Raw genomic sequence first — 21,076 nt, forward strand, 5'->3', positions numbered from 1 at the left:
TACACCTACGCAGCCACCTTGGTGATCCACCGCACACCACCCCGCCTGGACTCCCGTCGGTGGTCCCGCGTAAACATGGATCATGCCGGAAGAGTCTCCCGCCCCTGAATCCCCGCTGATACAGAGCCTGCGCACAGCCGTGGCCGCTGCCCCCGGGGACGTCCCTCTGCGGCTGCACCTCGCGGAGTTGCTGCTTTCCGCGGGGCTGCACGACGCTGCGGTGTCGGAGGTCGCGGCAGCCTTGCAGCATGCTCCGGGGGACGGAGCGGCGCGGGAGTTGATGGTGCGGGCGATGGGGATGCCGGCAGCCCTCACGCCCGTGGCCCCGAACACGTCCACGGTCTCTGATCCTGTGTCGTCCGCCGGGCCGGCCGCGTCCGCCGAATCGGCGGCGCCGGCGGAGCCGGTAGCGGAGCCGGTGGGCGCCCCCGATGAGTCGTCCCGCCGTGGCGGGTTCGACTGGCGGGCGGCCGAGCAGGAGGTCGACGGCATCGTCGAGCCCCGGTTCGTCGAGCCCCCGCTCAGCGCCTGCGGCAGCGGCGACCCCGGGGACGCCGATGCCTGGGAGGTGTCCGCTCCCGGCGTCGTACGGCTCGCGGACGTCGGCGGCATGCAGGAGGTGAAGGACCGTCTCGAAGCCGCGTTCCTCGCGCCGATGCGCAACCCCGAACTGCGCAAGCTGTACGGCAAGAGCCTGCGCGGCGGGCTCCTCCTCTACGGTCCGCCCGGCTGCGGCAAGACCTTCATCGCCCGTGCCGTCGCCGGCGAGCTCGGCGCGAGCTTCCTGTCCGTGTCCGTCAACGACGTCCTCGACATGTGGATCGGCAACTCCGAACGCAACATGCACGAGGTCTTCGAGACCGCCCGCCGTCAGGCGCCCTGTGTCGTCTTCCTCGACGAACTGGACGCGCTCGGCGCCAAGCGCAGCCGTACGCAGCACAACGGCATGCGCAACACCGTCAACCAGCTCCTCACCGAGCTCGACGGCATCCACTCCGCCGCCAATGAAGGCGTGTTCGTCCTCGCCGCCACCAATGTCCCCTGGGACGTGGACATCGCGCTCCGGCGTCCGGGACGGCTCGACCGCACTCTGCTCGTCCTGCCGCCCGACGCCACCGCCCGCGAGGCGATCCTCCGCTACCACCTGCGCGAACGTCCCGTCGAGGGAGTCGATCTGGGACGTCTCGTCAAGGTGACGGACGGCCTCTCGGGGGCGGACCTGGCCCATGTGTGCGAGTCGGCGGCCGAGAGCGCGCTGCTCGACTCGGTACGCACCGGCCAGATCCGCATGATCGGAACGAAGGACCTGCTCGACGCTGCGAAGTCGGTGGTCCCGTCGACCGAACCGTGGTTCGCGGCGGCGCGGAACGTGGCGATGTTCGCCAACGAGGGCGGCATGTACGACGACCTGGTGACGTACCTGAAGAAGAGGCGGAAGCTGTGAGCGGGAATCCGGTGGTGGCGCGCGCCGGTGCGCTGCAGGCGGCAGACCGGTTCGAGGAGTCCAAGGGCGTGCTGGCCCCCCACCTCGCCGAGGAGCCGGACGACGCATGGGCCTGGCAGCTGCTCGCCGTCGCCCACGAGAGACTCGGCGAGTACGAGCTCGCGGAGCGGGCGGCCACCGAGATGCTCCGGATCTCGCCCGGGCACGTCGGCGCGCTCATTCTGCTGTCCCGGGTGCTGCTCCGCCTGGGCAGGCCGTCCGAGGCTCGGGCGGCGGCAGAGGAGGCCGTCCGCAGAGCGCCCGACAAGTGGTCCGCGCATTTCGCGCTGTCCGGCGTGCTCGTCGCCTATGCGACGGCCCCGCCTGCCGATCACGAGCGAGCGTACGAGGCGGCCCACGAGGCCGTGCGCCTCGCCCCGCATGAGCCCGACGCCCACCAGGCCCTGTGCTTCACGGCCGTACGCACGCAGCGTCAGGACGTCGCGAAGCAGGCCCTGGTCGAATGGCTGCGCCTCGACCCGTCCAACGAGACGGCACAGGCCATGTACACCGACGCGATGGCCAACACCCCGGACGTCACGGCCGCCCGGGCCGCGGAGATGTACTCCGCAGGCCTGGCGGGCGCACCCCAGTCCCCGATGCTGCGCAGCGGCCTCGACCATGCCACGTACCGCCTGCTGCGGGGAACGCGCTGGCTCGCGTTGGTGTGCCTGGCAGCTGCGGGAACGATGATCGACCTTTTCGCCACGGCCAAGGACCCGACCTTGCGGGAGCTGCCCGTACCGCTCGGCAACCGGCTCTGGGTGCTGATGGTCATGGCCGCGATCTGGGGCTTCGGCGCGCTGTTGCGCTACCACCGGCTGCGTACCGGAGTGCAGCTCAACATCCGCTCCCTCGTACGCCGTGGCCGCTGGGCCCGGATCGTGCTGGGACAGGCTGCGTGGACCATGCTCTGCGCACTGCTGATATCCCAGATTCCGTGGACCGATCGGAGTGTGCCCGAGGTCCTCTTCTGGGCCGGCTTGATGGCCTCGTTTTCGACCATGGCGTACGACCGCCGGAAGACCGGGTGACCGGACGATCCTCAGCAGTCGTCGGCCCTCGTCGTCGAGGTCCCGTGCAAGGACGACGCCTGCTGCTGCTCGGGGGCTCGGAGCCGGGCACGGCCCTCACCCACCTGAGGCAGGTCCACCACTGCCGACTGACCGACGGGGAGGCGGTGATCACCGGCAGGGGCGAGCTGACCTGGCCGAACGGCGATCCCGTGCGTCGATACACCCGCCCTGTCGGCTGCGGGTCCCACCTCTACGTGCGCAACCGCCCCTCCCTTCCGCCCGGCCCACGTCATCTTGCGCCATGGCTCGGTCGATGACCCGTCGATCTGTCGCTGATCTCGTGATGTCAGCCGTCGAAGCGGATCCAGTCGACCTGCAGGTCGACCAGCGGTGCCAGGGCGCTTCGGTGGGTGGCGCCGGCCCAGACATCGAATTCTTCGCTGTCCTCGCTGCTGACATGCACGACGAGGCCGGGGGCCACGTAGAAGTGAGTGGGCGGGGCTGTTCGCGAGCCCGCACGGTTCAGCCGAGGACCGCGGTCACCTCGCGGCGGGTCGCCTCCGACAGGAGGGGCGCCCAGCGGGTGAACAGCTCCAGCAGGGCCGCCCCGTTGCGCTCGCGGAAGGACTCGTTCACCTTGGCCAGGTCGAGCTCGTTGGCCACCGTGAGCTCGGCGAAGTCGCGGCGCTGCTGCGGGGACGGGGTGAACTCCTCACCGGTGAAGCGGTCCCGGAAGGTCACCGACGCCTCGTCCGGGGCGGCGAGGCTGGGGTAGGAGGCCTTGCGGTCGCAGCTGGCGTAGAAGTACACGAGCTCCTCCGCCTCCGTACCGATCGCCTCGGCGAGGCGGGCGCGCTCGGACAGCTCCAGGAGTACCAACGGCAGCCCGTCTGTGCCGTAGAAGGCGTGGCACAGGGCCGCGGTCTGCAAGGCGGGCCGTGCACCCCACGCGGCGAGCAGCGCCTCGACGCGCAGCAGGTGGGTCAGGAGCGTGCCGCCGGAGTGCTTGGTCGTCTCCGCTCCCATCTCCTTGAGCAGGGCTATCGCCGGCGAGTCGGTGTGCTGGTCATCGCTGTGCATCATGGGCCCATCATGACGAGGTCCCCGCGCCGGCGTACACCGGGACCGGCATGCGGACACCGGGGCGGCCCGTGCCGTACGGACCCGGTCGCCGGGGCTCGCGGGGCGTCGGGGCGTCGGCGGACAGGGGCTTGGCGCGGGCCCCCAGGTACGACACGGCCGGCCGTGGTCAATGCTTCGTCGTGTCGCGCGCTGCGGACGATCGACGGGTCAACCGGACCGCGGGATGCTGCCGGCGGCGGCCGGCAGGAGGTTTCGCCAGTCGGCGGGCCAGTTGGCCAGGGCGAGGATGCCCATGATGACGAGGTGGGTCGGCGCGGCCCAGCTTTCCACCGCCGGGTCGTGGTTGACGATGTGGGTGGTGGCCGCGCCGGTGAGCACGAACGTCAGCGTCGTGGCGGCCAGGAAGCGTGTGCGCCGGTCAGGGATCACGAGGAGGACGGCGGCGACACCTTCCAGGGCACCGACCACGAAGCGCATCCAGGACGGGTAACCCCAGTCGGCGAACTTCAAGGAGTACGCGGTGCTGAACATCGTGTCGCCCGGCCACCACTTCGTCACGGCTCCCAGCGCGAACTCAAGGGCCAGGAACCAATACAGGCCGGTTTTAGCGTATTTAAGCATGTGCATACCTTTCGGGGGGGTTGGGTGGCGTCGGCTCTCAGTCCCGCAGGGCGGCGATGGCCTTCTCGATGCGCCGCAGTCGCGTCTCGGGCTTCTTCGCGCTCTCGATGGCGCGCACGTGCTCTCGCTTCCGGCTGTCGGTGAGGCCGTCGAAGGCGGCGCGGGCGGCCGGGTCGTCGTCGAGGGCTCGGGCGAAGTCCACGGGTACGACGACGACGCGCGGCTCGGTGTCGAGCTCCACCTCGACCTCGACCTCGTCACCTGTCGCGACACCGGCGGCCTGCCGGTTGGCGTTGCTGAGGCCGAGCAGGTGACGGCCGCGCAGGATCGCGACGCGGCTCTTCCAGCGATGCCCGTTGACGGTGATCGTCACCGGCGGTCGCGCGCCCTCGCCGAGCGCCTCGACCACCTCGGGCGGAACCTCCAGTCCCCGCATGGGCTCGGGCGGCTCGACGAGGGTGCGGAACTTCACGACGTGCTCCTTTGGTCCGTGTGGGGCCGGGCCGGTTCCGTGGGCGGAAGCGGTGGTTGCCATGACCATCACGCTAGGGGTCGGACGGCGGCCGGGGCTTCTCGATTCCTGACCGGTCCCGCGACCTGCCCACCTCCTTCTACGAGCGCGACGGGTTCACCGCAACAGCTGGGCGAGACCCCCTGCGGACGCACGCCAGGTGTCGCACTCGCCGTTCCACGGAGCCGAGAAGCCCAATCCCTCGGGGTGGAGCTCGGCCCAGTCCTCCTCGTCCTCCTCGCCGTCCTCGGCGCGGCACTCGGTGACGAGGCCGAAGAGCACACCATCGGCGGTGAGCCGGAACGGGCGGATCGCGATGTCGCAGTACTCACGCTCTACGAGGTCGGCGAGGTTGGCGGCCAGTCGGGCCTCCGCGCGGCGAAGCACAGAGCGCTCGTCATACGGACGCATCATCTGCGGCCGTCGTACTGCACGACCGGGTCCCGCTCACCCACGTCGTCGCCGCCCACCGGGCCGGCACCGTCAACGACGCCGAGGGTCGCCCCGTCGATCAACGGTCGCCCTGTGGGCCCACCACCCCGACACCCTGCGCGCCCTCCAGGACGTCTGGCGGCTGGACGCCGACTGGAGCGCGGCGGCACGTCGGCTGCTAGCCGAGGAACACCTCACCGTCCTCGTGCCCGTGCCCGCCGGCAGCCCCTGCGGCCCCGGCTCGAAGACCGCCGCGTGCTGTACGTCAGCAGCGCCAACCGGACGGCCGGCCGGCCGCCCGCCACCACCACTGCCGACGCCTGCCTGCGCCACCTCCAGCACCGCTACGCGCCTTCGGATGCGGGCGGACGGGCGCGGTGACGGGCGGTCACCGGTCGCGGGTAACGCTCCAGCCCGGCATGTGCTCGAAGAACGCCACGGCTTCCGGCCGCCAGCGCTCCCGCCACGTGGCGGCCTGGGCCTCGGCCTGACGGGCGTAGTCGTCGGCGTCGGCCCGGAGCTGCCGGTCGACCCCGTGCGCTCGCGCGATGCGGCGTATGCGGTCGAGGGTTTCGTCGTCGCAGCCCGGATCGCCCGAGGCTTCGTCCAGCAGCTTGCGCTCGGCGTCGTCGCAGACGGCCAGAAGAGCGCGGAGGGCGTAGCTGCGGCGACCCGATCGGATGTCGGAACCGACCGGTTTGCCGAGGGCTGCCGGATCGCCGAACAGGTCGAGCCAGTCGTCGTGGATCTGGTTGGCGATCCCCAGTGCGGTCGCGTAACACCTCAGTTCAGCGTCGTACGGGGCGTGGTCGGTGCCGGCGGCGAGCAGGCCCAGACGCAGCGGGGCGAGCACGGAGTAGCGGGTGGACTTGAATTCGGTGACCGCGTGCAGGAACTCGATGTCGGGGACGGGGTGGAAATCGCGTTCCAGATCGATCATCTGCCCGGTCATCGTGGCGGCTCCCGTGTCGGCGTGGACGGCGGCCATGGCCAGGGCACGGTCGGCGGGCAGACCGCTGGTGAGCAGCACGCGCAGGGACAGGAAGGCCGCGAGGTCGCCGGCGAGGAGGGCCAGCGCGAGGGCGGTGTCGGGCTGGTCGGGGAACTCGTGACGGTAGGCGTAGTAGGTGGAGGGGCCACCGCGGCGTACGGGCGCGTCGTCGATGATGTCGTCGTGGATCAGGCCGTGGGTCTGCAGCAGTTCGATGCTGATGGCCGCTTCGTCCAGCCCTGGTACGCCCTCGTCGGCCACCAGCGCGGCGGCCTCGTGCAGGAGGACCACACGGAGCCGTTTGCCGCCGCGCAGCGACATGTCGCGTACCAAGTCGAGCGCACGGGCGGGGAAGGCGCCGTGTGACGGGGTCTCGAACATACCGCCCGCGGGGTCGGTCAGGGAATCGAAGTAGGCGGCGAAGCGGGCTTCGAAACGACGCTGGTGGCGGGACGCGCGCTGCAGGGCGGCGGAGAGGGCTTCATTCACCAGCCCAGGTTTGCACGCCGGCGTCGGCGAGGGTCGACCGGCCGCCGGTTCAGGCGTGGTCCCGGGTGCGGTCGTCGTCCCTCCTCAGGTACCGACCCCAGATCTGGGCTTTGCGATAGGGGCCGTCTCCGTCGCTGTCGTACTGGGACGCGTCAAAGGTGACCCAGTACAGCTGCTCGCCGCTGAGCGCCTGGGCATGTTCGTTGGGCTCGGGTGGACCCATGGCATCGATACCGCCCACTCTGCCCGCACCACTTCAGAAGCGCCAGAAGATAGAGAACAAGCTAATCCCGGGGTGGACGATCTCCCGTCCCAGCAGCAGGTGCTCACCGTCCTCCCACACACGTACGCACGCATACGCACGAACGCCCGGCCGGGAACACCTCGCCGGGCGTCTTCGCACACCCCCGACGGGTAAGCCCCGCGTCAGTCGATGAGAGTCTGCCGGGCCAGCAGTTCGGAGCGGACGAGTTCCAGGAGGCGGCCCGTCCAGTTGCGGCCCCGGCCCCCGTTCTCGCCCCAGAAGCCCGAGTCCGCGTCGTCGTAGTGCACGGTCGCGTCACCCGTGGCAAGCAGGATCGCCGCGAGGTCGGGGTGCTGCTCGTACTTGGCGCGCAGCAGACGGGCCATGACCGCCGTCCGGACCTGCTCCCAGCCTTCGCGCCGCGGCGCTGCGGCCGCGATCGTACGGGCCTTCGCGCCCGACTCCGCCGCCACGACCGCGGTCCGGGCCTCCGGTTCGGCGACGGACCAGGCCCAGTAGGCGTGCGCCACCGACGGGTAGGTGACGTCGCCGACGGTGATCGGGGCGGGGTAGTCATTGCGCAGGGCCTTCTTGCCCGGGTCTTCGAGCGCGCGCTGCGGATACGAGTGGTAGATCTTGACCGCGGGGGCGAAGGACTCGGCCGGCCCGTCGGCCGGCACCCGTGAAGGGGCCTTCGCGAGCCACTGCTCGCGGTCCTCGAAGTATGCGACGGCCTCGTCGTACTCCTCCTGCGTGACCGTTTCCCCGGGCTCGTCCGGGGTCCGGCCGCCGGGCCCGGCCACCAGCACCTGGAGGGGGTAGTCCTTGCGGTCCATGTCGCCGAGCGCGTAGCGCCGCACGGTCTCCGGGACGGCCAGGTAGGCGGCCCGGGCGGCGGCCCGGTTGTCCTCCGTACGGTCCGCCATGAAGACGTCCACCGCGGCGAGGCAGCGGGCGGTCGAGTCGGGGCGGCCGTTCAGCTCGTCGATGGTGTCGCGGACTTCGGCGAGCAGCAGCTCCGGAGTCAGCCAGGTGCGCGGTTCACCGAACGTCCACGAGGCCAGGTGGTGCGCGGAGGCGCGTCCGCCGTCCGGAAGGCTGGTGGCCACCCATCCGCAGCGGAGCTTCTGCTCGAACTCGTCGAGGGTGACCAGCTCCCAGCAGTCGACGAGGCCGTCGGCGTAGATGAAGAGGTCGGTGAGGAAGTAGGAGCCGCCGTTGCATATGAACGCGTGCCGCCAGGTGCCGGGTACGCGGACGCCGTCCGCCGTGCGATGGGTGATCCGATTGCCGATCATGCCGTGATGATGCCGGACGGACCGGCCGGGAAGCACCTCGATTGTGCGTCGAGGGCGCCGTGTGATGATGTGCGTCCGCTCCGGGGAGGCGATGGTGCCGAGAAGGGGCGCGCGGTGGGCCGCGGGCGCGATGACCGTGGTCCGCATGGTGCCGCTCCTGGGCCCCTGCGCACCGAGCGGTGGCGCTCCCCTCGCCAGGCCGCTGCCGTTGGACGCCGCCGAGGAGGTCGTACCGGACCGGGAGCGGGCACCACTTCGGCCGGGCGACGGAGATCGCGACGGCGGCGCCGAGGAGCGCGGTTACCTGGCCGTCGCCACGCTGGTGGGCGGCCGGCCCGTCCGCGTCCTCCATACCCACCTCGCCCAGCGCCGGCAGGGAGAGGTGCGGGCGGGCCCAGGTGGGGGTGCTCGCCGCGGAAGTCGCCCGTCACGACCGTGCGATCGTCCTCGGCGACTTCAACGCGGTGCCGCACACGCCCGAACTCGGCCCGATGTGGGCCCTGGCCGCGGACACGGACCCCGGCTGCCGCCCCTCGACCGCCGGCGCCGACGCCTGCACAGCGACCAGGACGGGCGGCTGCTGTTCTGCTGCCCGGCCCAGCCCGCGAGCTGCCCCGACATCACCCATGCCCGACAGTTGGGCTGCCGGTACTGGAGGCCTGACGAGCTCGTGATGGATCGGCCGGGGCGGCGGTCCTCGGTGGCCGGCTGACCCCGACGATGTCCGCTGTCCCGTCGGTCCGGGGCACGGTCGTGTCGATCGCGCCCCGGACCGACGCCGGAAAACGTCCGGCGCTACGAGACGGTCACGGGCGGTCCTTGGGACCATCCGCCGGGTACGGCGGCGCAGGCGCCGCCGCCTCGTTGTACGCCTTCCAGATCAGCGGCGGGAAGGCGCTGCCCCGCTCGGAATCGGGGCCGCCCACGCCCTGCATGGGCAGCAGTTGCGGGACGTCGGGCTTCGTACGGAACATCGCGACGGAGGTGCTCAGTTCCGGCGTCGCGCCGATGAACCAGGCTGAGTTCATACGGTCGTTCGGACCGGTCTTGCCCGCGCAGGACGGAACGGAGGTCCACTGGCCCTTGGGCGGTCCGACGGCGCCCCAGGCCACCTGGCGGAGCGCCGCGCCGACGATCGAGGCTGCCTCGGAGCTCATTGCCCGCCGCGGTTTGGGCTGGCCGAAGCCGTCCACCGCGACGCCGCTCCGCTCGACCTTGGTCACCGAGTAGGGTTCGGTGACCCGGCCCTGGTTGACGAAGGCCGTATAGGCGCTGGCCAGCCGGACGGCGCTGGGGGTGGAGGTACCGATGGCGAAGGTCGGCTCCAGCTCGGCCATGCTCTCCTCACGCAGTCCGGACGCGACCGCGAGCTCCTTGACTTTCTTCAGCCCGACCTTCTTGCCGGTCTCCACGAACGGCGTGTGGTCGGAGCCCACCAGCGCCGAGTGGAGGTCCACGGATGCCGTCGGCGGCCCTGCCGGCCTGGATTTCAGGGGTTCTGGGTCAGCGCCCTCGGCCGGGCGTTCACCGCTTTCGAGCTCCTTCTCCACAGCGGCGGCGTACACAAAGGGTTTGAACGCCGAGGCCGCAGGCACGCCTGAGGTGTCCGCGTTGTTGGTGAAGTGCTCGATCGCGTCGGAGCCGCCGTAGACCGCGACGATCGCTCCGTCCTCGGGGCGTATCGAGGCGGAGCCGACCTGCACGTATTGGTCCTCCGCGCGCTTCTTCGGGTCCAGTCGGTCCGCGCGCACCTGCTCGACCGCCTTGGTCAGCGCGAGCACCTTGTCCTTCTCGAAGGTGGTGTGGACGCTGTAGCCGCCACGGGCCAGATCCTTGCCCGTGATCCCGCTGCGGCTCTTGAGGTACTTGTTGGCGATGTCGACGAGGTAGCCGGTCTGCCCGGCCTGGCTGGTCGGTTTGACGGGCGGCTTCGGCTCGGGGAACTTCGTGTGCTTCGCGCGCTCCTCGGCGCTCATCGAACCCGTGTCGACCTGACGGTCGAGAATCCAGCTCCAGCGGTCCTCGGCGCGTTGGCGGTTGTCGGCGCTGAGGGACGGGTCGAAGCTCTCCGCGCCTTTGAGGACAGCTGCCAGCAGAGCGCCCTGACTGGGGTTCAGCTCCTTGGCGGGGATGCCGTAGTACGCGTACGAGGCTGCCTGGACGCCGTACGCGTCGCGGCCGAACCAAGAGGTGTTGAGATACCCCTCAAGAATCTCCGCCTTGGGCCGCTGGTTGCTGACCTTCAGGGAGAGGAAGAGTTCCTTGATCTTCCGCTGGACGGTCTGGTCCTGGCTCAGATAGGTGTTCTTCACATACTGCTGGGTGATCGTCGAGCCGCCCTGGGTCTCCTCGCCCTTGACGATGTTCACGGCGGCGCGGCCGATGCCCGTCACCGAGACGCCCGAATCATGGTAGAAGTCCGCGTTCTCCGCCGCGATGACGGCGCGCTGGACGGAATCGGGCACCTGGGAGAGCTTCACGTCCTGCCGGTTCACATCGCCTACGCTCACCATCCGGCTGCCGTCCGCCCAGTAGTAGACGGTGGCCTGCCGGCTCGCGGAGTCGTGCGGGTTCGGGATCTCAACCCGTATGTAGACGGCGGTGAAGAGGCCGGCGAGCGCGCCGGCGAAGAGCAGCAACAGGCCGGAGCACAGTTTCCAGGAGGGCGTCCAGCGCCGCCAGCCCCGCCGGCCGCGCCTGGGAAGGTCGATGAGGGGGCGACGGGCCCTCCTGCCGGCTCTCCTGCCGGCTCTTCTGCGGCTCTTCGCTCGTCGCGTAGGGCGGCGTGCGTGCTGCGGAGCTTCCCGCTGCTCTGGGCTTCCGGTGTCGTCCCTGGTGTCCGTGCTGCCCGTGCTGTCCGCGCGGGGTTTGTGGGGGAGCCTCATGGGGGATGCCGACCTCCTCGTTCGCGAGCCGTCACTTCGGGGGTGGTGACGGACTCGGCCGAGAAGATGATCAGACCGTTTTCCCGGGTTGGGCCGTTCATGAAATCCTCATACACGACACGGGGCTTAGGGTGTGCAGATCATCAACTCGTCTGTTTGATGTTGGTTTGGTTGGGGTTCCGTGCAAGGTGTGCGACGACGTCGGCTGGTGTTCAGAAGGGGATGGAATCCCTGATTCCGACTCAGCGGCGGCGTACACGGCGCCCCCGCTCAAAGTCATCACAACCGCGACGAAGTCCAGTGGCTCACCCATATCGCCCCTGGCCGATGCCGGCCCACCAGTGGCGGGCCGCCCCGGACGGTCCAGCAGGCCCATACCCTGCTCGAAGCCGGAGGCCATGCGATGGTCGCTTCAGCCCTTGACCGCGCTGACACTGTCCGGATCGGTGCGTGACCTGCCAGAGGTCGGCCTCGGCACGGGGCCGACGGGCCGGAGAGGGCTCAGCGCGTCCGGAGCGTCATCATCCTGCCTGGCCGCCCAGCCCCAGCAGGTAGGAGATGCACGGGCGTTGGGGCGGGTTTCCCCGCGCGGGCGGGCGCGGCCGTCGTCAGCTGGAGCAGACCCAGGAGCGCGACAAGGACGGCAAGGGCCGCCCTGGGCACCTTCATGGACAACAGGTTCAAGGCCGTGCCTCTCTTCGGAAACCGGCCCGTGTCGCAGAACGAAACGGACCGGGCTTGGGGAGAAACCCATCCTGAACAGGGCCGCTAACACTCCGCTGACTCCCCCCTAACGCCGCAATCGTGCACGTGAGTTGCTCCGGCCCGAGCGGTTCGGGCCGTGGAAGAGGATCGGGTCCAGCGCGGACAACACCGCCGCCGGCCCAGCCTCCCGTACCGCAGCCTCGACGTCCGCCGCGAGCTCGGCTGGGCGCCGTCTTGTGCGGACGCCGCCGCCCGCGGACTCGGTAGCGCGGTCACCGCGGCGGCGCGGTCCCCATCGGCATCAGGTGCGTTCGTAGGCAACCTTCGCAAGCTGAATGACCTGGTCACGGGTCTCTTCGTCCACGATACGAACGCTGATGCGGTACTGCTCGTTGCCGCCTTCGAGCCGGTATGCGGCGGGAGCGAGACCGCCGAGCGGCTCGTCGTCCGTGTCGCAGGGAAGCCGTAGGTTGACCACGCCGTTGTGCGCGTACACGTACGCGAACGCACCCTTCGGCGAGCCCTGCCCGCGCACCCTCAGATGGTCCCCGTAGTCCAACGCCGACTGCGCTTCGGCCCGTTGACGCCTGACACCGTGCGCCTTGACATCAGGCCAGGCAGTGGCCGGCGCTGTTCGCCGCGCCCGTCCGCCAGCCCTCGGCGGCCGTCGCGAATTCGCCGCCCTAGGCGAGACGTAACGTCTTGCCTAGGGGAGAGATGTCGCCTCGACGCGACGAGACGTCTCGCTGCTAACGGAGGGGTTACCTGTGCGTGCTTCAGCTGCTGGCAGTCAGGTCGTGCTGGCCGAGGTCGGCAAGCGGTACGCAACCCGGACGGTGCTGGACCGGGTCGGTTTCTCGGTGCGGCCCGGGGAGCGGGTCGGGGTCGTCGGGGACAACGGGGCGGGGAAGTCGACCCTGTTGCGGGTGCTCGCGGGTCTCGTGCCGGCCGGGCACGGGAGCGTACGGGCGCCGGGACGGGCCGGCCTGCTGCGGCAGGACGATCCCTGGACCGGTGAAGGCCCTTCCGCGGCAGGGGCGTTCGGGGAGGAGATCGCGTCTCGGGCTGTTGGGTGCGGTCGACGTGGGCAGGCCGCTCCGGGAGCTGTCCGCGGGGCAGCGGCGCAAGGTGGAGCTGGGCAGGCTCGTCGCCGACGGGCCGTACGACCTGCTCCGCCTCGACGGGCCGGCCAACCACCTGGCGCCGGGGACGGTGGAGGACCTGGAGGCGGCACTAGTGCCCTACGCCGGGACCCTGATCGTCGTCAGCCACGACCGCCGGCTCCGGTCCGTGTTCTCCGCGATCCCGGCCGCGCGCCGTCCCGCCGCGGCGGGTGCCTCCTCGGCGGGTCGCCTGACCGATGGGTGCGGCCGCAGAGCATCCTGCGCCTACGCGCCCTCGCGCTCCCCGCGAGACGTCTTCACGGTGTCCGTACCAGCATGGCGGTCAGAGCCAGGCCCAGGAGGGCGACGTACCCCCAGGCGTGGAGGTGATCCGCGATGCGCGGGGGCCTTCGGCGCAGGAGCACGACGACCGGGAGGGCTCCGAGGAGGAGCAGGCCGGCCGCGCCGAGGTCGACGGAGCCGACGGCCGGCACCCCCGTCCCGGTGTCCGTCCCGTGGGTGGTGGTGAGGAAGACCACGCATGCCGGGGCGCTGATGGCGGCGGTGAGGGGGTTGGCCAGTGCCGCCGCGGTGCCCATCGGGAGTCCCGAACGCCGCAACAGCGGTACGGTCATGACACTCCCTCCGACGCCGAGGAGCGAGGCGACCGCGCCGATGGGCATCCCGAGCGCGGCGGGTATCGCGAACGACCGGTGCCCGGCGGCGGCGTCGGCAGCGGTCTCCGGGCGCAGGAACCCCGGGCGGGCGAGCACGTCGACGACGGTGACCGTCAGATAGGCCACGAACCCCCAGTGGATCAGCACGGCCGGCGCGAAGGCCGCGGCGAACGCGCCGCAGGATCCCCCGGCCCCGAGCAGGAGCAGCAGCGGGGCGGTACCCCGCAGGCGGCGCAGGACCGGCCGGGGCGTGGCCGCGGTGGCCACCACCGCGCCCGTGACCATCACCAGCGACGAGGTCGCCACCGCGACGGTCGCCGCTGCTGTACCCGCGGCGGCGTCCACCCAGATGATGACGGGGACGGTGACGAAGCCTCCTCCGAAACCGAACAGCACGGTGGTCAACCCGGTCAGGACCCCGATGACGACAAGAACGAGAGCACTCATGGGCCCAGTCCAGTCGAGACTCCGTGCGCCGACGATCGACTGACGGTCCGCTTCTTTCGAGTTTCGGCCATAGGCTCCTTCCATGCGCAACGTGCCCCTCGCGCGCGTCGACCACCTCCCAGCCGAGGTGCTGCCGATCGCGACCGACTACCCGCCGGACACCCTCCTCGCCTGGCACGAGCACCGCCGGGCGCAGTTGCTGTACGCCGCGACCGGCACGATGCTCGTGGAGACCGACGACGGGGCGTGGACCGTCCCGGGCGAACGCGCGGTCCTCATCCCGCCGCGGACCCGCCACCAGGTGCGGATGCTGGACACCCAGACCTCCAGCCTCTACATCGAGCCGGCCGCCGTACCGTGGTGGCCCACCGCCTGCCGGGTCGTGGAGGTCCCGCCGCTGCTGCGGGAACTGCTGCTCGCCGCCGCCGACCTGGAGGCCGACTACGCCGCGGACAGCCGTGCCGGCGCGGTGATCGCGCTGATCCTCATGGAGACGGCGGCACTCTCCGAGGTCCCGCTGCACGTCGCCCTCCCCCACGAGCAGCCGTTCTCCGCGTTGTGCCGCGACTACCTCGCCCACCCCGACGTGGCGGTGAGCAACACCGACTGGGCACACGCCGCAGCCATGAGCGAACGCATGTTCACCCGACGCTTCCGGCGCCTGACTGGGACGAGCCCCGCGGCCTGGCGCTCGCGGGCCAGGTTGCTCGCCTCGATCCCCCTCCTGAGCCACAAAACCATCACCGAAGTCTCAACCCTCCTGGGATACGCCTCCCCGGCCGCCTTCTCCTACGCGTTCACCCGCGCCTTCGGCGTGCCGCCGTCCTCCATGAGGCACCGCTGACGGTCACCCCCCTGGGTGTTCAGTGGGGTGACCGGGGTGTGGACGCTGCTCACAGCCAGCCGCTGCGCTGTGCCTGGAGGGCCATCTGGAAGCGGTTCTCGGCGCCCAGGCGGGCCATCAGGATCTGGAGCCGGCGGAAGAAGGTGCGGCGGCTGATGCCCAGTTCGCGGGCGATGACCTCGTCGCTCGCGCCGCCGGCGAGGAGGCGGAGCAGGCGGCGGTCGGCCGGTGGCAGGCCGGCCGGGCGGGTGGCGCGACCGTGGAAGGGGAGGGCTTGCTGCCAGGTCTGCTCGAAGAGCGCGAGGAGTGCGGAGAGCAGACCGCACGGCTGCACCACCAGCATCGTGTTGTGTACGTCCGCCTCCCTGATCGACAGGGACACCAGCGCGTACGCCTCGTCGATGATCACCAGCTTGACCGGCACCGTCGGCGCCACTCGGGCCTGCTCGCCGGCCTCGATGCACGGCTCGATGGCCGTCTCCAGCTGCCCGGGCATCTCCATTGACGCCTTCGAGTAGACGACCCGCTGCGTCACGCCGCGGGCGAGTGTCGCCAGCGCGTCATCGAGGGCGCCGACCAGCGGGAAGTAGGGCGGCGAGTCGAGCTGACGGATCTGCGCGCGGGCGCTGGTCCAGGCCTGACGCATCCTCGGGCCGATGGCGTCGCCGGTCACCACCTCGACGAGGTTGTCGTTGTACGCCGCGAGCCGCTGGCGGCGGAACGATTCGAACGCGCCGCCCACCGCGATGCGTGACCCCTCCAGCTCCGCCGCCCGGTGCCTGGCGAGGATCTCCAGGCCCGCGGCGGGAGGCACTGGTGCCACCACGTCCGCGCCCTCCGCGGCGGCGCTGGCCAGCCCGGCGTCGACCAGCTCGCCGTACGCCGCGGCGAACTCGGCGCTGTCCAGCCCGGCCGCCTCCCCGATCTCGGCGAGCGGAGCGGGGGCCAGTTCGAGGAGGGACAGGTACACGCGGCCCGCTGCGGGGCCGATCCCCAACATCCGCAGGGCCTCGCCCAGTTTCGCGTTCGCCATGCACCGCATTATCGACGACCACAGGGCAGGAGTGGCCGATCAGTGCCACTGGCACAGCCGGCCCTCCTGAGCGTGCCGTCCCGCAGTACCGTCCGGAAGCCGCCGGCCTCTCGGCAGGCGAACCCCATCCGGAAGAAGCAAGAAGGAGAACGACGTGACGAAGGGTCGCAAGAACGGCCTCTACTCGGGAGTCTCCGAGGAACTGTCCGCTCTGATGAGGACGGGCTGGGCGGACACCGAACGGCACGGCCTCCCGCTCGACGAGCAGGCCCCGTACGCGGCCCGCCGCCGCGCCGCGCTCTCCGCGCGTTTCCCCGGCGAGCGGCTGGTGATCCCCTCCGGCAACCTCAAAGCCCGCTCGAACGACAACACCTACCCGTTCCGCCCGTACTCCGGCTACGTCCACATGACCGGGGACCAGGCCCGCGACTGCGCGCTCGTCCTCGAACCCCGCCCGGACGGCGGCCACGACGCGTACTGCTACCAGCTGCCGCGTGACGGCCGGGACACCGACGAGTTCTGGCTGGGCTACACCGCCGAGCTGTGGATGGGCCGACGCCGCTCCCTCGCCGAGTCGCAGGGCGTGCTCGGGCTGTCCTGTCGCGACGTCCGCACCGCGGCGCAGGACCTGGCCGCCACTCCTGACGTGCCCACCCGCATCGTCCGCGGCGTCGATTCCACGCTGGAGGCCGCGGTCACCACCGACGCCGCGCGCGACGCCGAACTGGAGGAAGCGCTGAGCGGGCTCCGCCTCGTCAAGGACGCCTGGGAGATCGGCGAGATGCGCAAGGCGGTGGATTCCACCGTGCGCGGTTTCACCGACTGCGTCGGCGAACTCTCGCGGGCGGTCGCGTCCTCCGAGCGGTGGATCGAGGGCACCTTCTTCCGCCGGGCACGGCTGGAGGGCAACTCCGTGGGCTACGGCTCGATCTGCGCCGCGGGCGAGCACGCCACGATCATGCACTGGAACGACAACGACGGTCCGGTACGCCCCGGCGACCTGCTCCTGCTCGACGCCGGCGTGGAGACGCACACCCTCTACACCGCCGACGTCACCCGCACCCTGCCGATCGGCGGCACGTTCACGCCCGTGCAGCGCAAGGTGTACGACGCCGTGTACGAGGCCCAGGAGGCGGGCATCGCCGCAGTGAAGCCGGGGGCCGCGTACCGCGACTTCCACGTGGCGGCACAGCGGTACCTGGCGGAGAAGCTCGTCGAGTGGGGCTTCATCGAGGGCCCGGCGGACCGCGCCTACGAGCTCGGCCTGCAGCGCCGCTTCACCATGGCCGGCACCGGCCACATGCTCGGACTGGACGTCCACGACTGCGCCGAGGCCCGTAACGAGGAGTACGTCGACGGCGCGCTGGAGCCGGGCATGGTGCTCACGGTGGAGCCGGGCCTGTACTTCCAGCCGGACGACCTCACGGTGCCCGAGGAGTGGCGCGGCATCGGAGTCCGGATCGAGGACGACCTGCTGGTGACCGCCGACGGCAACGAGAACCTCTCGGCGGGTCTGCCGCGCTCGGCGGACGAGGTCGAGGCGTGGATGGCCCGCGTCGCGGGCTGACGGGATCCGGGGACGGCGGGGACCGCCGGCGGAGGCGCTCGTCGAGGCGCCGGCGAGTCCCCGCCGTCGGCCCCCGGGAACCCCAGAGGCTCAGCGAGGCCAGGAAGACTCCGGCGTGGTAACGGTCGGCGAGCCTGTCGAACCTGGTGGCGTCGTTGACATCGCCGGGCGTGAGCACGATCGACAGAGGCAGGCCCCGGCCGTTGACGGCGAGGTGGACCTTGGTGGTCAGCCCGCCTCGGGACCGGCCGAGGGCTTGACGCGTCTGCGAGCCGCCCGGACGCAGGCCCGGGGGGCGGTGCCCGCCGGGGTGCGGTGTGCGATCCGCATCCGGGCTCCGGCGAACTCCACCGTCTCGCCCGGCAGGATCAGCAGCCCGGCCTCGCCGTCCGGCCCGGACCCGATCCGCCGGACCTGGACCGCCGGGCCCAGCCCGCCGGCCATGAACACCATCGGGTCGACCTCCCAGCCGTGGCCGGCCAGCCAGCGCTCCAGTGCCTCGCCGTCCGCCACCTCCGCACCGCGCGGCCACGCATACGTCGTCGTGCTCTCCATGCCTACCCCCTGTAGCTGATGGGACCACCGGCCCAGATGGTGCCACCCGCCTCCGACAACGGCCCCATGGATTCCGTGCCCGGCGACTCGTACTGAGAGGTCTCCCCTTGAGGCCTCAAGGCAGGCATCCCGTTTCGTCCTGGGGATCGAAGAGCCGACCCCAGCCGCGCCTTGGAAACCTCACATGCCGGGTGTGGGCGACACCACTCGAAGGTGGCGGGCCGCGCCACCGCCGGGTCCGGCGGAGGAGACGGCTCCGCGTGCAGCGGCGCGGGTTCGCGCCAACTCCTCTGTTCGACGGCCGAGTTGACCTGCGCTGACCTATGTTCTAGGGGCCCGCAGCGCTTCACGGTTCACGGTTCGCCCAGGAGGTCCGATTGCAGCCCAGAGGCATCCGCGCCCTTGCCCGAGCGTTACGCCGCCCCCATCTGCTCATCGCCTTCGCCCTCGGCTCGCTGCTCGTCGGGGTCACTCCTTGGCTGGGGGTGGCGAGCACGGGGCCGGCCGGCCACGGTCCGGCACCCCGGCCGGCGCCGGGGGCCCTTGACCAGCAGACGGCGAAGCTGTCGCCACACCACGGCGTGGCCCCGGCGAACGCCATGGAGCCGACGGCTCCCGTCCTCGACCGGACCGGATGGACCGCCACGGCGAGCAGCGAGGAGACCGTCGGCGAGAACGGCCGCGCCTCCAACGTCCTCGACGGCAACACGGCCACCATCTGGCACAGCAAGTGGACGGGCGCCCCCGCCCCGCTGCCGCACACCATCACCGTCGACATGCACCGCACGGCGGTGGTCTCGGCGCTCGTCTACCAGCCCCGCACCGACGGGGCCAACGGGCGCGTCGGCGAGTACAGCATCAGCGTGAGCGCCGACGGCCAGAACTGGGGCAGTCCGGTCGCCACCGGCACCCTCGCGGACGACGCCGGCGCCAAGACCCTCGGATTCGCCCCGCAGGGCGCCCGGTTCGTCCGGCTCACCGCCGTCACCGAGGCCGGCAAGCGCGGCCCGTGGGCCTCCGCCGCGGAGCTCAACCTGCTCGGCGACCCCGGAACCCCGGCCGCCACCGTCGACCTGCCCCGGACCGGATGGACGGCCGCGGCAAGCGACGAGGAGACCACCGGGGAGAACGGCCGCGCGGCCAACGTCCTCGACGGGGACGCCGCCACCATCTGGCACAGCAAGTGGTCCGGGACCCCGGCCCCGCTGCCGCACAGCATCACCGTCGACATGCACCGCACGACGGCCGTCTCCGCCCTGGTCTACCAGCCCCGCAACGACGGCCCCAACGGTCGCGCGGGCGCGTACACCATCACCACCAGCACCGACGGCACCACCTTCGGCGCACCGGTCTCCGCGGGCAACTGGCGCGACGACGACACCGTCAAGACCGCGACCTTCACCCGCACCGAGAACGCCCGCTACGTACGCCTGACCGTGACCGGCGAGGCCGGCAACCGCGGACCCTGGACCTCCGCCGCCGAGATACGCCTGAGCGGACCGGCCAGCCCGGCCGCCCACGGCTCCTGGGACCGGATCACCGGCTTCCCCCTGGTGCCGGTGGCCACCGCCGTCCTGCCGGGCGACAAACTCCTGGCCTGGTCGGCGTACGCGGTCGACCGCTTCGGCGGCAGCAACGGCTACACCCAGACCGCGATCCTGGACCTGAAGACGGGCAAGGTCACCCAGCGCCGCATCGACAACACCGGCCACGACATGTTCTGCCCGGGCATAGCGATGCTCGCCGACGGCCGGGTCCTGGTCACCGGCGGCAGCAACGCGGAGAAGGCGAGCATCTACGACCCGGCCGCCGATGCCTGGTCCGCGACCACCAGCATGAACATCGCCCGTGGCTACCAGGCCATGACCCTGCTCTCCACCGGCGAGGCCTTCGTCCTCGGCGGATCCTGGAGCGGAGCCACGGGCGACAGGGCCGGCGAGGTCTGGTCCCCGGACACCCGCACCTGGCGCAGCCTCCCCGGCGTCGCCGCCGCCCCGGCGCTGACGGCCGACCCGGCCGGCGCCTACCGCGCCGACAACCACATGTGGCTGCACGCCGCCTCGGGCGGCAAGGTGCTCCAGCTGGGCCCGAGCAAGCAGATGAACTGGATCACGACCGGCGGGAACGGGAGCATCACCTCCGCCGGCACCCGGGCCGACAGCCAGGACGCCATGACCGGCAACGCCGTCGCGTACGACATCGGCAAGCTGCTCACCCTGGGCGGCTCGCCCGCGTACGAGAAGTCGCCCGCCACCCGGCGCGCGTACACCGTGAGCATCGACGGCAATCAGGTCCAGGCCGCACGCACGGGCGACATGGGCTACGCCCGCGCCTTCGGCAACAGCGTCGTCCTGCCCGACGGCAAGGTCGCCGTGTTCGGCGGGCAGGCATACCCCGTGCCGTTCAGCGACGCCACGTCCGTGCTGACCCCCGAGCTGTGGGACCCGGCGACCGGAAGCTTCACCCCGCTCGCCACCATGGCCATCCCGCGCAACTACCACAGCGTGGCGAACCTGCTGCCCGACGGGCGGATCTTCTCCGGCGGCGGCGGCCTGTGCGGCGACTGCGCCACCAACCACGCCGACGGGGCCGTGTTCACACCGCCGTACCTGCTCAACGCGGACGGCTCGCCCAAGCCGCGTCCCGTCATCACCGGCGGCGTACCGCCCCAGGCCGCCGCCGGCACCTCGCTCACCGTCGCCGCCGAGGGGCCGGTGGCCTCCTTCGTCCTGATGCGGGCCGCGGCCGCGACCCACTCCACGGACAACGACCAGCGGCGGGTCCCGATGGTGTCCACGGCCGCGGGGACCGGCACGTACACGGTGTCCATCCCGGCCGACAAGGGCGTGGTCCTGCCGGGCACCTACATGCTCTTCGCCCTGGACGCCCAAGGGGTGCCGAGCACCGCCCGGTTCATCACCGTCTCCTGACGGCACGACAACGGCGGCCGCCCCCGGCCGGGTCACCTCCCGCGCCGCGGGCCGCCGCCCGTCACCAGAAGGAGCTTCTTACCGGAGGCATTGCGCCCGTTGCCCCACCGTTGGCGACACGCCCATCGGGCGCTCACTCCCAGCGGCATGAGCCGAAGGCAT

General features: G+C 71.4%; 19 protein-coding genes and 2 pseudogenes. 8 read left to right on the plus strand and 13 right to left on the minus strand.

Annotated features, from left to right (window positions below; all coding sequences use genetic code 11):
• Window positions 1-82 precede the first annotated feature (82 nt).
• Together OOK34_RS28105 and OOK34_RS28110 are read left to right on the plus strand one after the other, a co-directional pair.
• The gene (locus OOK34_RS28105) at window positions 83-1,444 is read left to right on the plus strand and encodes a 26S protease regulatory subunit (RefSeq protein ID WP_267036962.1); all 1,362 of its coding nucleotides are present in this window, start codon (window positions 83-85) and stop codon (window positions 1,442-1,444) included.
• On the plus strand, window positions 1,441-2,517 hold the full coding sequence (locus OOK34_RS28110) for a tetratricopeptide repeat protein (RefSeq protein WP_267036963.1): 1,077 nt from the start codon (window positions 1,441-1,443) through the stop codon (window positions 2,515-2,517). The genes OOK34_RS28105 and OOK34_RS28110 overlap by 4 nt, the downstream gene beginning before the upstream one ends.
• 328 nt (window positions 2,518-2,845) lie before the next feature.
• Here the strand turns inward: OOK34_RS28110 and OOK34_RS28115 are convergent, their stop codons facing one another.
• The 5 genes from OOK34_RS28115 to OOK34_RS28135 form a co-directional block, all read right to left on the minus strand.
• A complete protein-coding gene (locus OOK34_RS28115) occupies window positions 2,846-2,980 on the minus strand; it encodes a hypothetical protein (protein WP_267036964.1) in 135 nt (44 codons plus the stop codon).
• Window positions 2,981-3,021: 41 nt separating this feature from the next.
• Window positions 3,022-3,582, minus strand: coding sequence for a DUF6817 domain-containing protein (locus OOK34_RS28120; RefSeq protein ID WP_267036965.1), 561 nt, complete (start codon window positions 3,580-3,582; stop codon window positions 3,022-3,024).
• A gap of 207 nt (window positions 3,583-3,789) precedes the next feature.
• A complete protein-coding gene (locus tag OOK34_RS28125) occupies window positions 3,790-4,203 on the minus strand; it encodes a DoxX family protein (RefSeq protein WP_267036966.1) in 414 nt (137 codons plus the stop codon).
• 37 nt (window positions 4,204-4,240) lie between these two features.
• Entirely contained in the window at window positions 4,241-4,675 is a 435-nt protein-coding gene (locus tag OOK34_RS28130; protein ID WP_267036967.1) for a YdeI/OmpD-associated family protein, read from the minus strand.
• 156 nt (window positions 4,676-4,831) lie between these two features.
• Window positions 4,832-5,101, minus strand: a complete 270-nt coding sequence (locus OOK34_RS28135) for a hypothetical protein (protein WP_267036968.1) — start codon at window positions 5,099-5,101, stop codon at window positions 4,832-4,834.
• A gap of 300 nt (window positions 5,102-5,401) precedes the next feature.
• Here OOK34_RS28135 and OOK34_RS28140 point away from each other — a divergent pair, with 300 nt between their 5' ends.
• Complete coding sequence (locus OOK34_RS28140; protein ID WP_267036969.1) at window positions 5,402-5,527, plus strand: hypothetical protein; 126 nt, start codon at window positions 5,402-5,404, stop codon at window positions 5,525-5,527.
• Window positions 5,528-5,534: 7 nt separating this feature from the next.
• Here OOK34_RS28140 and OOK34_RS28145 read toward each other — a convergent pair whose 3' ends face one another.
• Window positions 5,535-6,626 carry a polyprenyl synthetase family protein gene (locus OOK34_RS28145; protein WP_267036970.1) on the minus strand — a complete coding sequence of 364 codons (1,092 nt, stop codon included), beginning with the start codon at window positions 6,624-6,626 and terminating at the stop codon, window positions 5,535-5,537.
• Between the two features lie 426 nt (window positions 6,627-7,052).
• Complete coding sequence (locus OOK34_RS28150; RefSeq protein ID WP_267036971.1) at window positions 7,053-8,168, minus strand: NADAR family protein; 1,116 nt, start codon at window positions 8,166-8,168, stop codon at window positions 7,053-7,055.
• A 91-nt stretch (window positions 8,169-8,259) separates the two neighbouring features.
• Here OOK34_RS28150 and OOK34_RS28155 point away from each other — a divergent pair.
• Window positions 8,260-8,707, plus strand: a pseudogene (locus OOK34_RS28155) (hypothetical protein); the annotation flags it as partial.
• A gap of 267 nt (window positions 8,708-8,974) precedes the next feature.
• Here the strand turns inward: OOK34_RS28155 and OOK34_RS28160 are convergent.
• Together OOK34_RS28160 and OOK34_RS28165 are read right to left on the minus strand one after the other, a co-directional pair.
• Window positions 8,975-10,807 carry a transglycosylase domain-containing protein gene (locus OOK34_RS28160; RefSeq protein WP_323183499.1) on the minus strand — a complete coding sequence of 611 codons (1,833 nt, stop codon included), beginning with the start codon at window positions 10,805-10,807 and terminating at the stop codon, window positions 8,975-8,977.
• Window positions 10,808-12,059: 1,252 nt separating this feature from the next.
• On the minus strand, window positions 12,060-12,293 hold the full coding sequence (locus OOK34_RS28165) for a hypothetical protein (protein ID WP_267036973.1): 234 nt from the start codon (window positions 12,291-12,293) through the stop codon (window positions 12,060-12,062).
• Between the two features lie 325 nt (window positions 12,294-12,618).
• Here OOK34_RS28165 and OOK34_RS28170 point away from each other — a divergent pair, with 325 nt between their 5' ends.
• Complete coding sequence (locus OOK34_RS28170; protein WP_267037539.1) at window positions 12,619-13,251, plus strand: ATP-binding cassette domain-containing protein; 633 nt, start codon at window positions 12,619-12,621, stop codon at window positions 13,249-13,251.
• On the opposite strand, the gene OOK34_RS28175 is transcribed toward OOK34_RS28170, so the two are convergent.
• Complete coding sequence (locus tag OOK34_RS28175) at window positions 13,179-13,985, minus strand: sulfite exporter TauE/SafE family protein (RefSeq protein WP_267036974.1); 807 nt, start codon at window positions 13,983-13,985, stop codon at window positions 13,179-13,181. The genes OOK34_RS28170 and OOK34_RS28175 overlap by 73 nt on opposite strands.
• Window positions 13,986-14,067: 82 nt before the next feature.
• On the opposite strand from OOK34_RS28175, the gene OOK34_RS28180 reads away from it, so the two are divergent.
• Window positions 14,068-14,829 (plus strand): helix-turn-helix transcriptional regulator, encoded by a 762-nt coding sequence (locus OOK34_RS28180; protein ID WP_267036975.1) that lies wholly within the window; start codon window positions 14,068-14,070, stop codon window positions 14,827-14,829.
• Window positions 14,830-14,878: 49 nt separating this feature from the next.
• On the opposite strand, the gene OOK34_RS28185 is transcribed toward OOK34_RS28180, so the two are convergent.
• The gene (locus tag OOK34_RS28185) at window positions 14,879-15,862 is read right to left on the minus strand and encodes a helix-turn-helix transcriptional regulator (RefSeq protein ID WP_267036976.1); all 984 of its coding nucleotides are present in this window, start codon (window positions 15,860-15,862) and stop codon (window positions 14,879-14,881) included.
• Window positions 15,863-16,016: 154 nt separating this feature from the next.
• Here OOK34_RS28185 and OOK34_RS28190 point away from each other — a divergent pair, with 154 nt between their 5' ends.
• A complete protein-coding gene (locus OOK34_RS28190; protein ID WP_267036977.1) occupies window positions 16,017-17,429 on the plus strand; it encodes an aminopeptidase P family protein in 1,413 nt (470 codons plus the stop codon).
• 163 nt (window positions 17,430-17,592) lie between these two features.
• Here the strand turns inward: OOK34_RS28190 and OOK34_RS28195 are convergent.
• Window positions 17,593-17,691: pseudogene (locus tag OOK34_RS28195) on the minus strand (IS5/IS1182 family transposase); the annotation flags it as partial.
• A complete protein-coding gene (locus OOK34_RS28200; RefSeq protein WP_267036978.1) occupies window positions 17,658-17,984 on the minus strand; it encodes a hypothetical protein in 327 nt (108 codons plus the stop codon). The gene OOK34_RS28200 and the pseudogene OOK34_RS28195, both read right to left, overlap by 34 nt.
• Window positions 17,985-18,361: 377 nt before the next feature.
• On the opposite strand from OOK34_RS28200, the gene OOK34_RS28205 reads away from it, so the two are divergent.
• Window positions 18,362-20,914, plus strand: a complete 2,553-nt coding sequence (locus tag OOK34_RS28205) for a discoidin domain-containing protein (RefSeq protein WP_267036979.1) — start codon at window positions 18,362-18,364, stop codon at window positions 20,912-20,914.
• Window positions 20,915-21,076 lie beyond the last annotated feature (162 nt).

Source organism: Streptomyces sp. NBC_00091 (assembly GCF_026343185.1).
Classification (GTDB): domain Bacteria; phylum Actinomycetota; class Actinomycetes; order Streptomycetales; family Streptomycetaceae; genus Streptomyces.

Bases quoted from the DNA above. Each gene is read 5' to 3' on its own strand.
- OOK34_RS28105 (WP_267036962.1), top strand. From the start codon at position 83: ATGCCGGAAGAGTCTCCCGCCCCTGAATCCCCGCTGATACAGAGCCTG.
- OOK34_RS28120 (WP_267036965.1), bottom strand. From the start codon at position 3,582: ATGATGCACAGCGATGACCAGCACACCGACTCGCCGGCGATAGCCCTG.
- OOK34_RS28125 (WP_267036966.1), bottom strand. From the start codon at position 4,203: ATGCTTAAATACGCTAAAACCGGCCTGTATTGGTTCCTGGCCCTTGAG.
- OOK34_RS28150 (WP_267036971.1), bottom strand. From the start codon at position 8,168: ATGATCGGCAATCGGATCACCCATCGCACGGCGGACGGCGTCCGCGTA.
- OOK34_RS28175 (WP_267036974.1), bottom strand. From the start codon at position 13,985: ATGAGTGCTCTCGTTCTTGTCGTCATCGGGGTCCTGACCGGGTTGACC.
- OOK34_RS28180 (WP_267036975.1), top strand. From the start codon at position 14,068: ATGCGCAACGTGCCCCTCGCGCGCGTCGACCACCTCCCAGCCGAGGTG.
- OOK34_RS28185 (WP_267036976.1), bottom strand. From the start codon at position 15,862: ATGGCGAACGCGAAACTGGGCGAGGCCCTGCGGATGTTGGGGATCGGC.
- OOK34_RS28200 (WP_267036978.1), bottom strand. From the start codon at position 17,984: ATGGAGAGCACGACGACGTATGCGTGGCCGCGCGGTGCGGAGGTGGCG.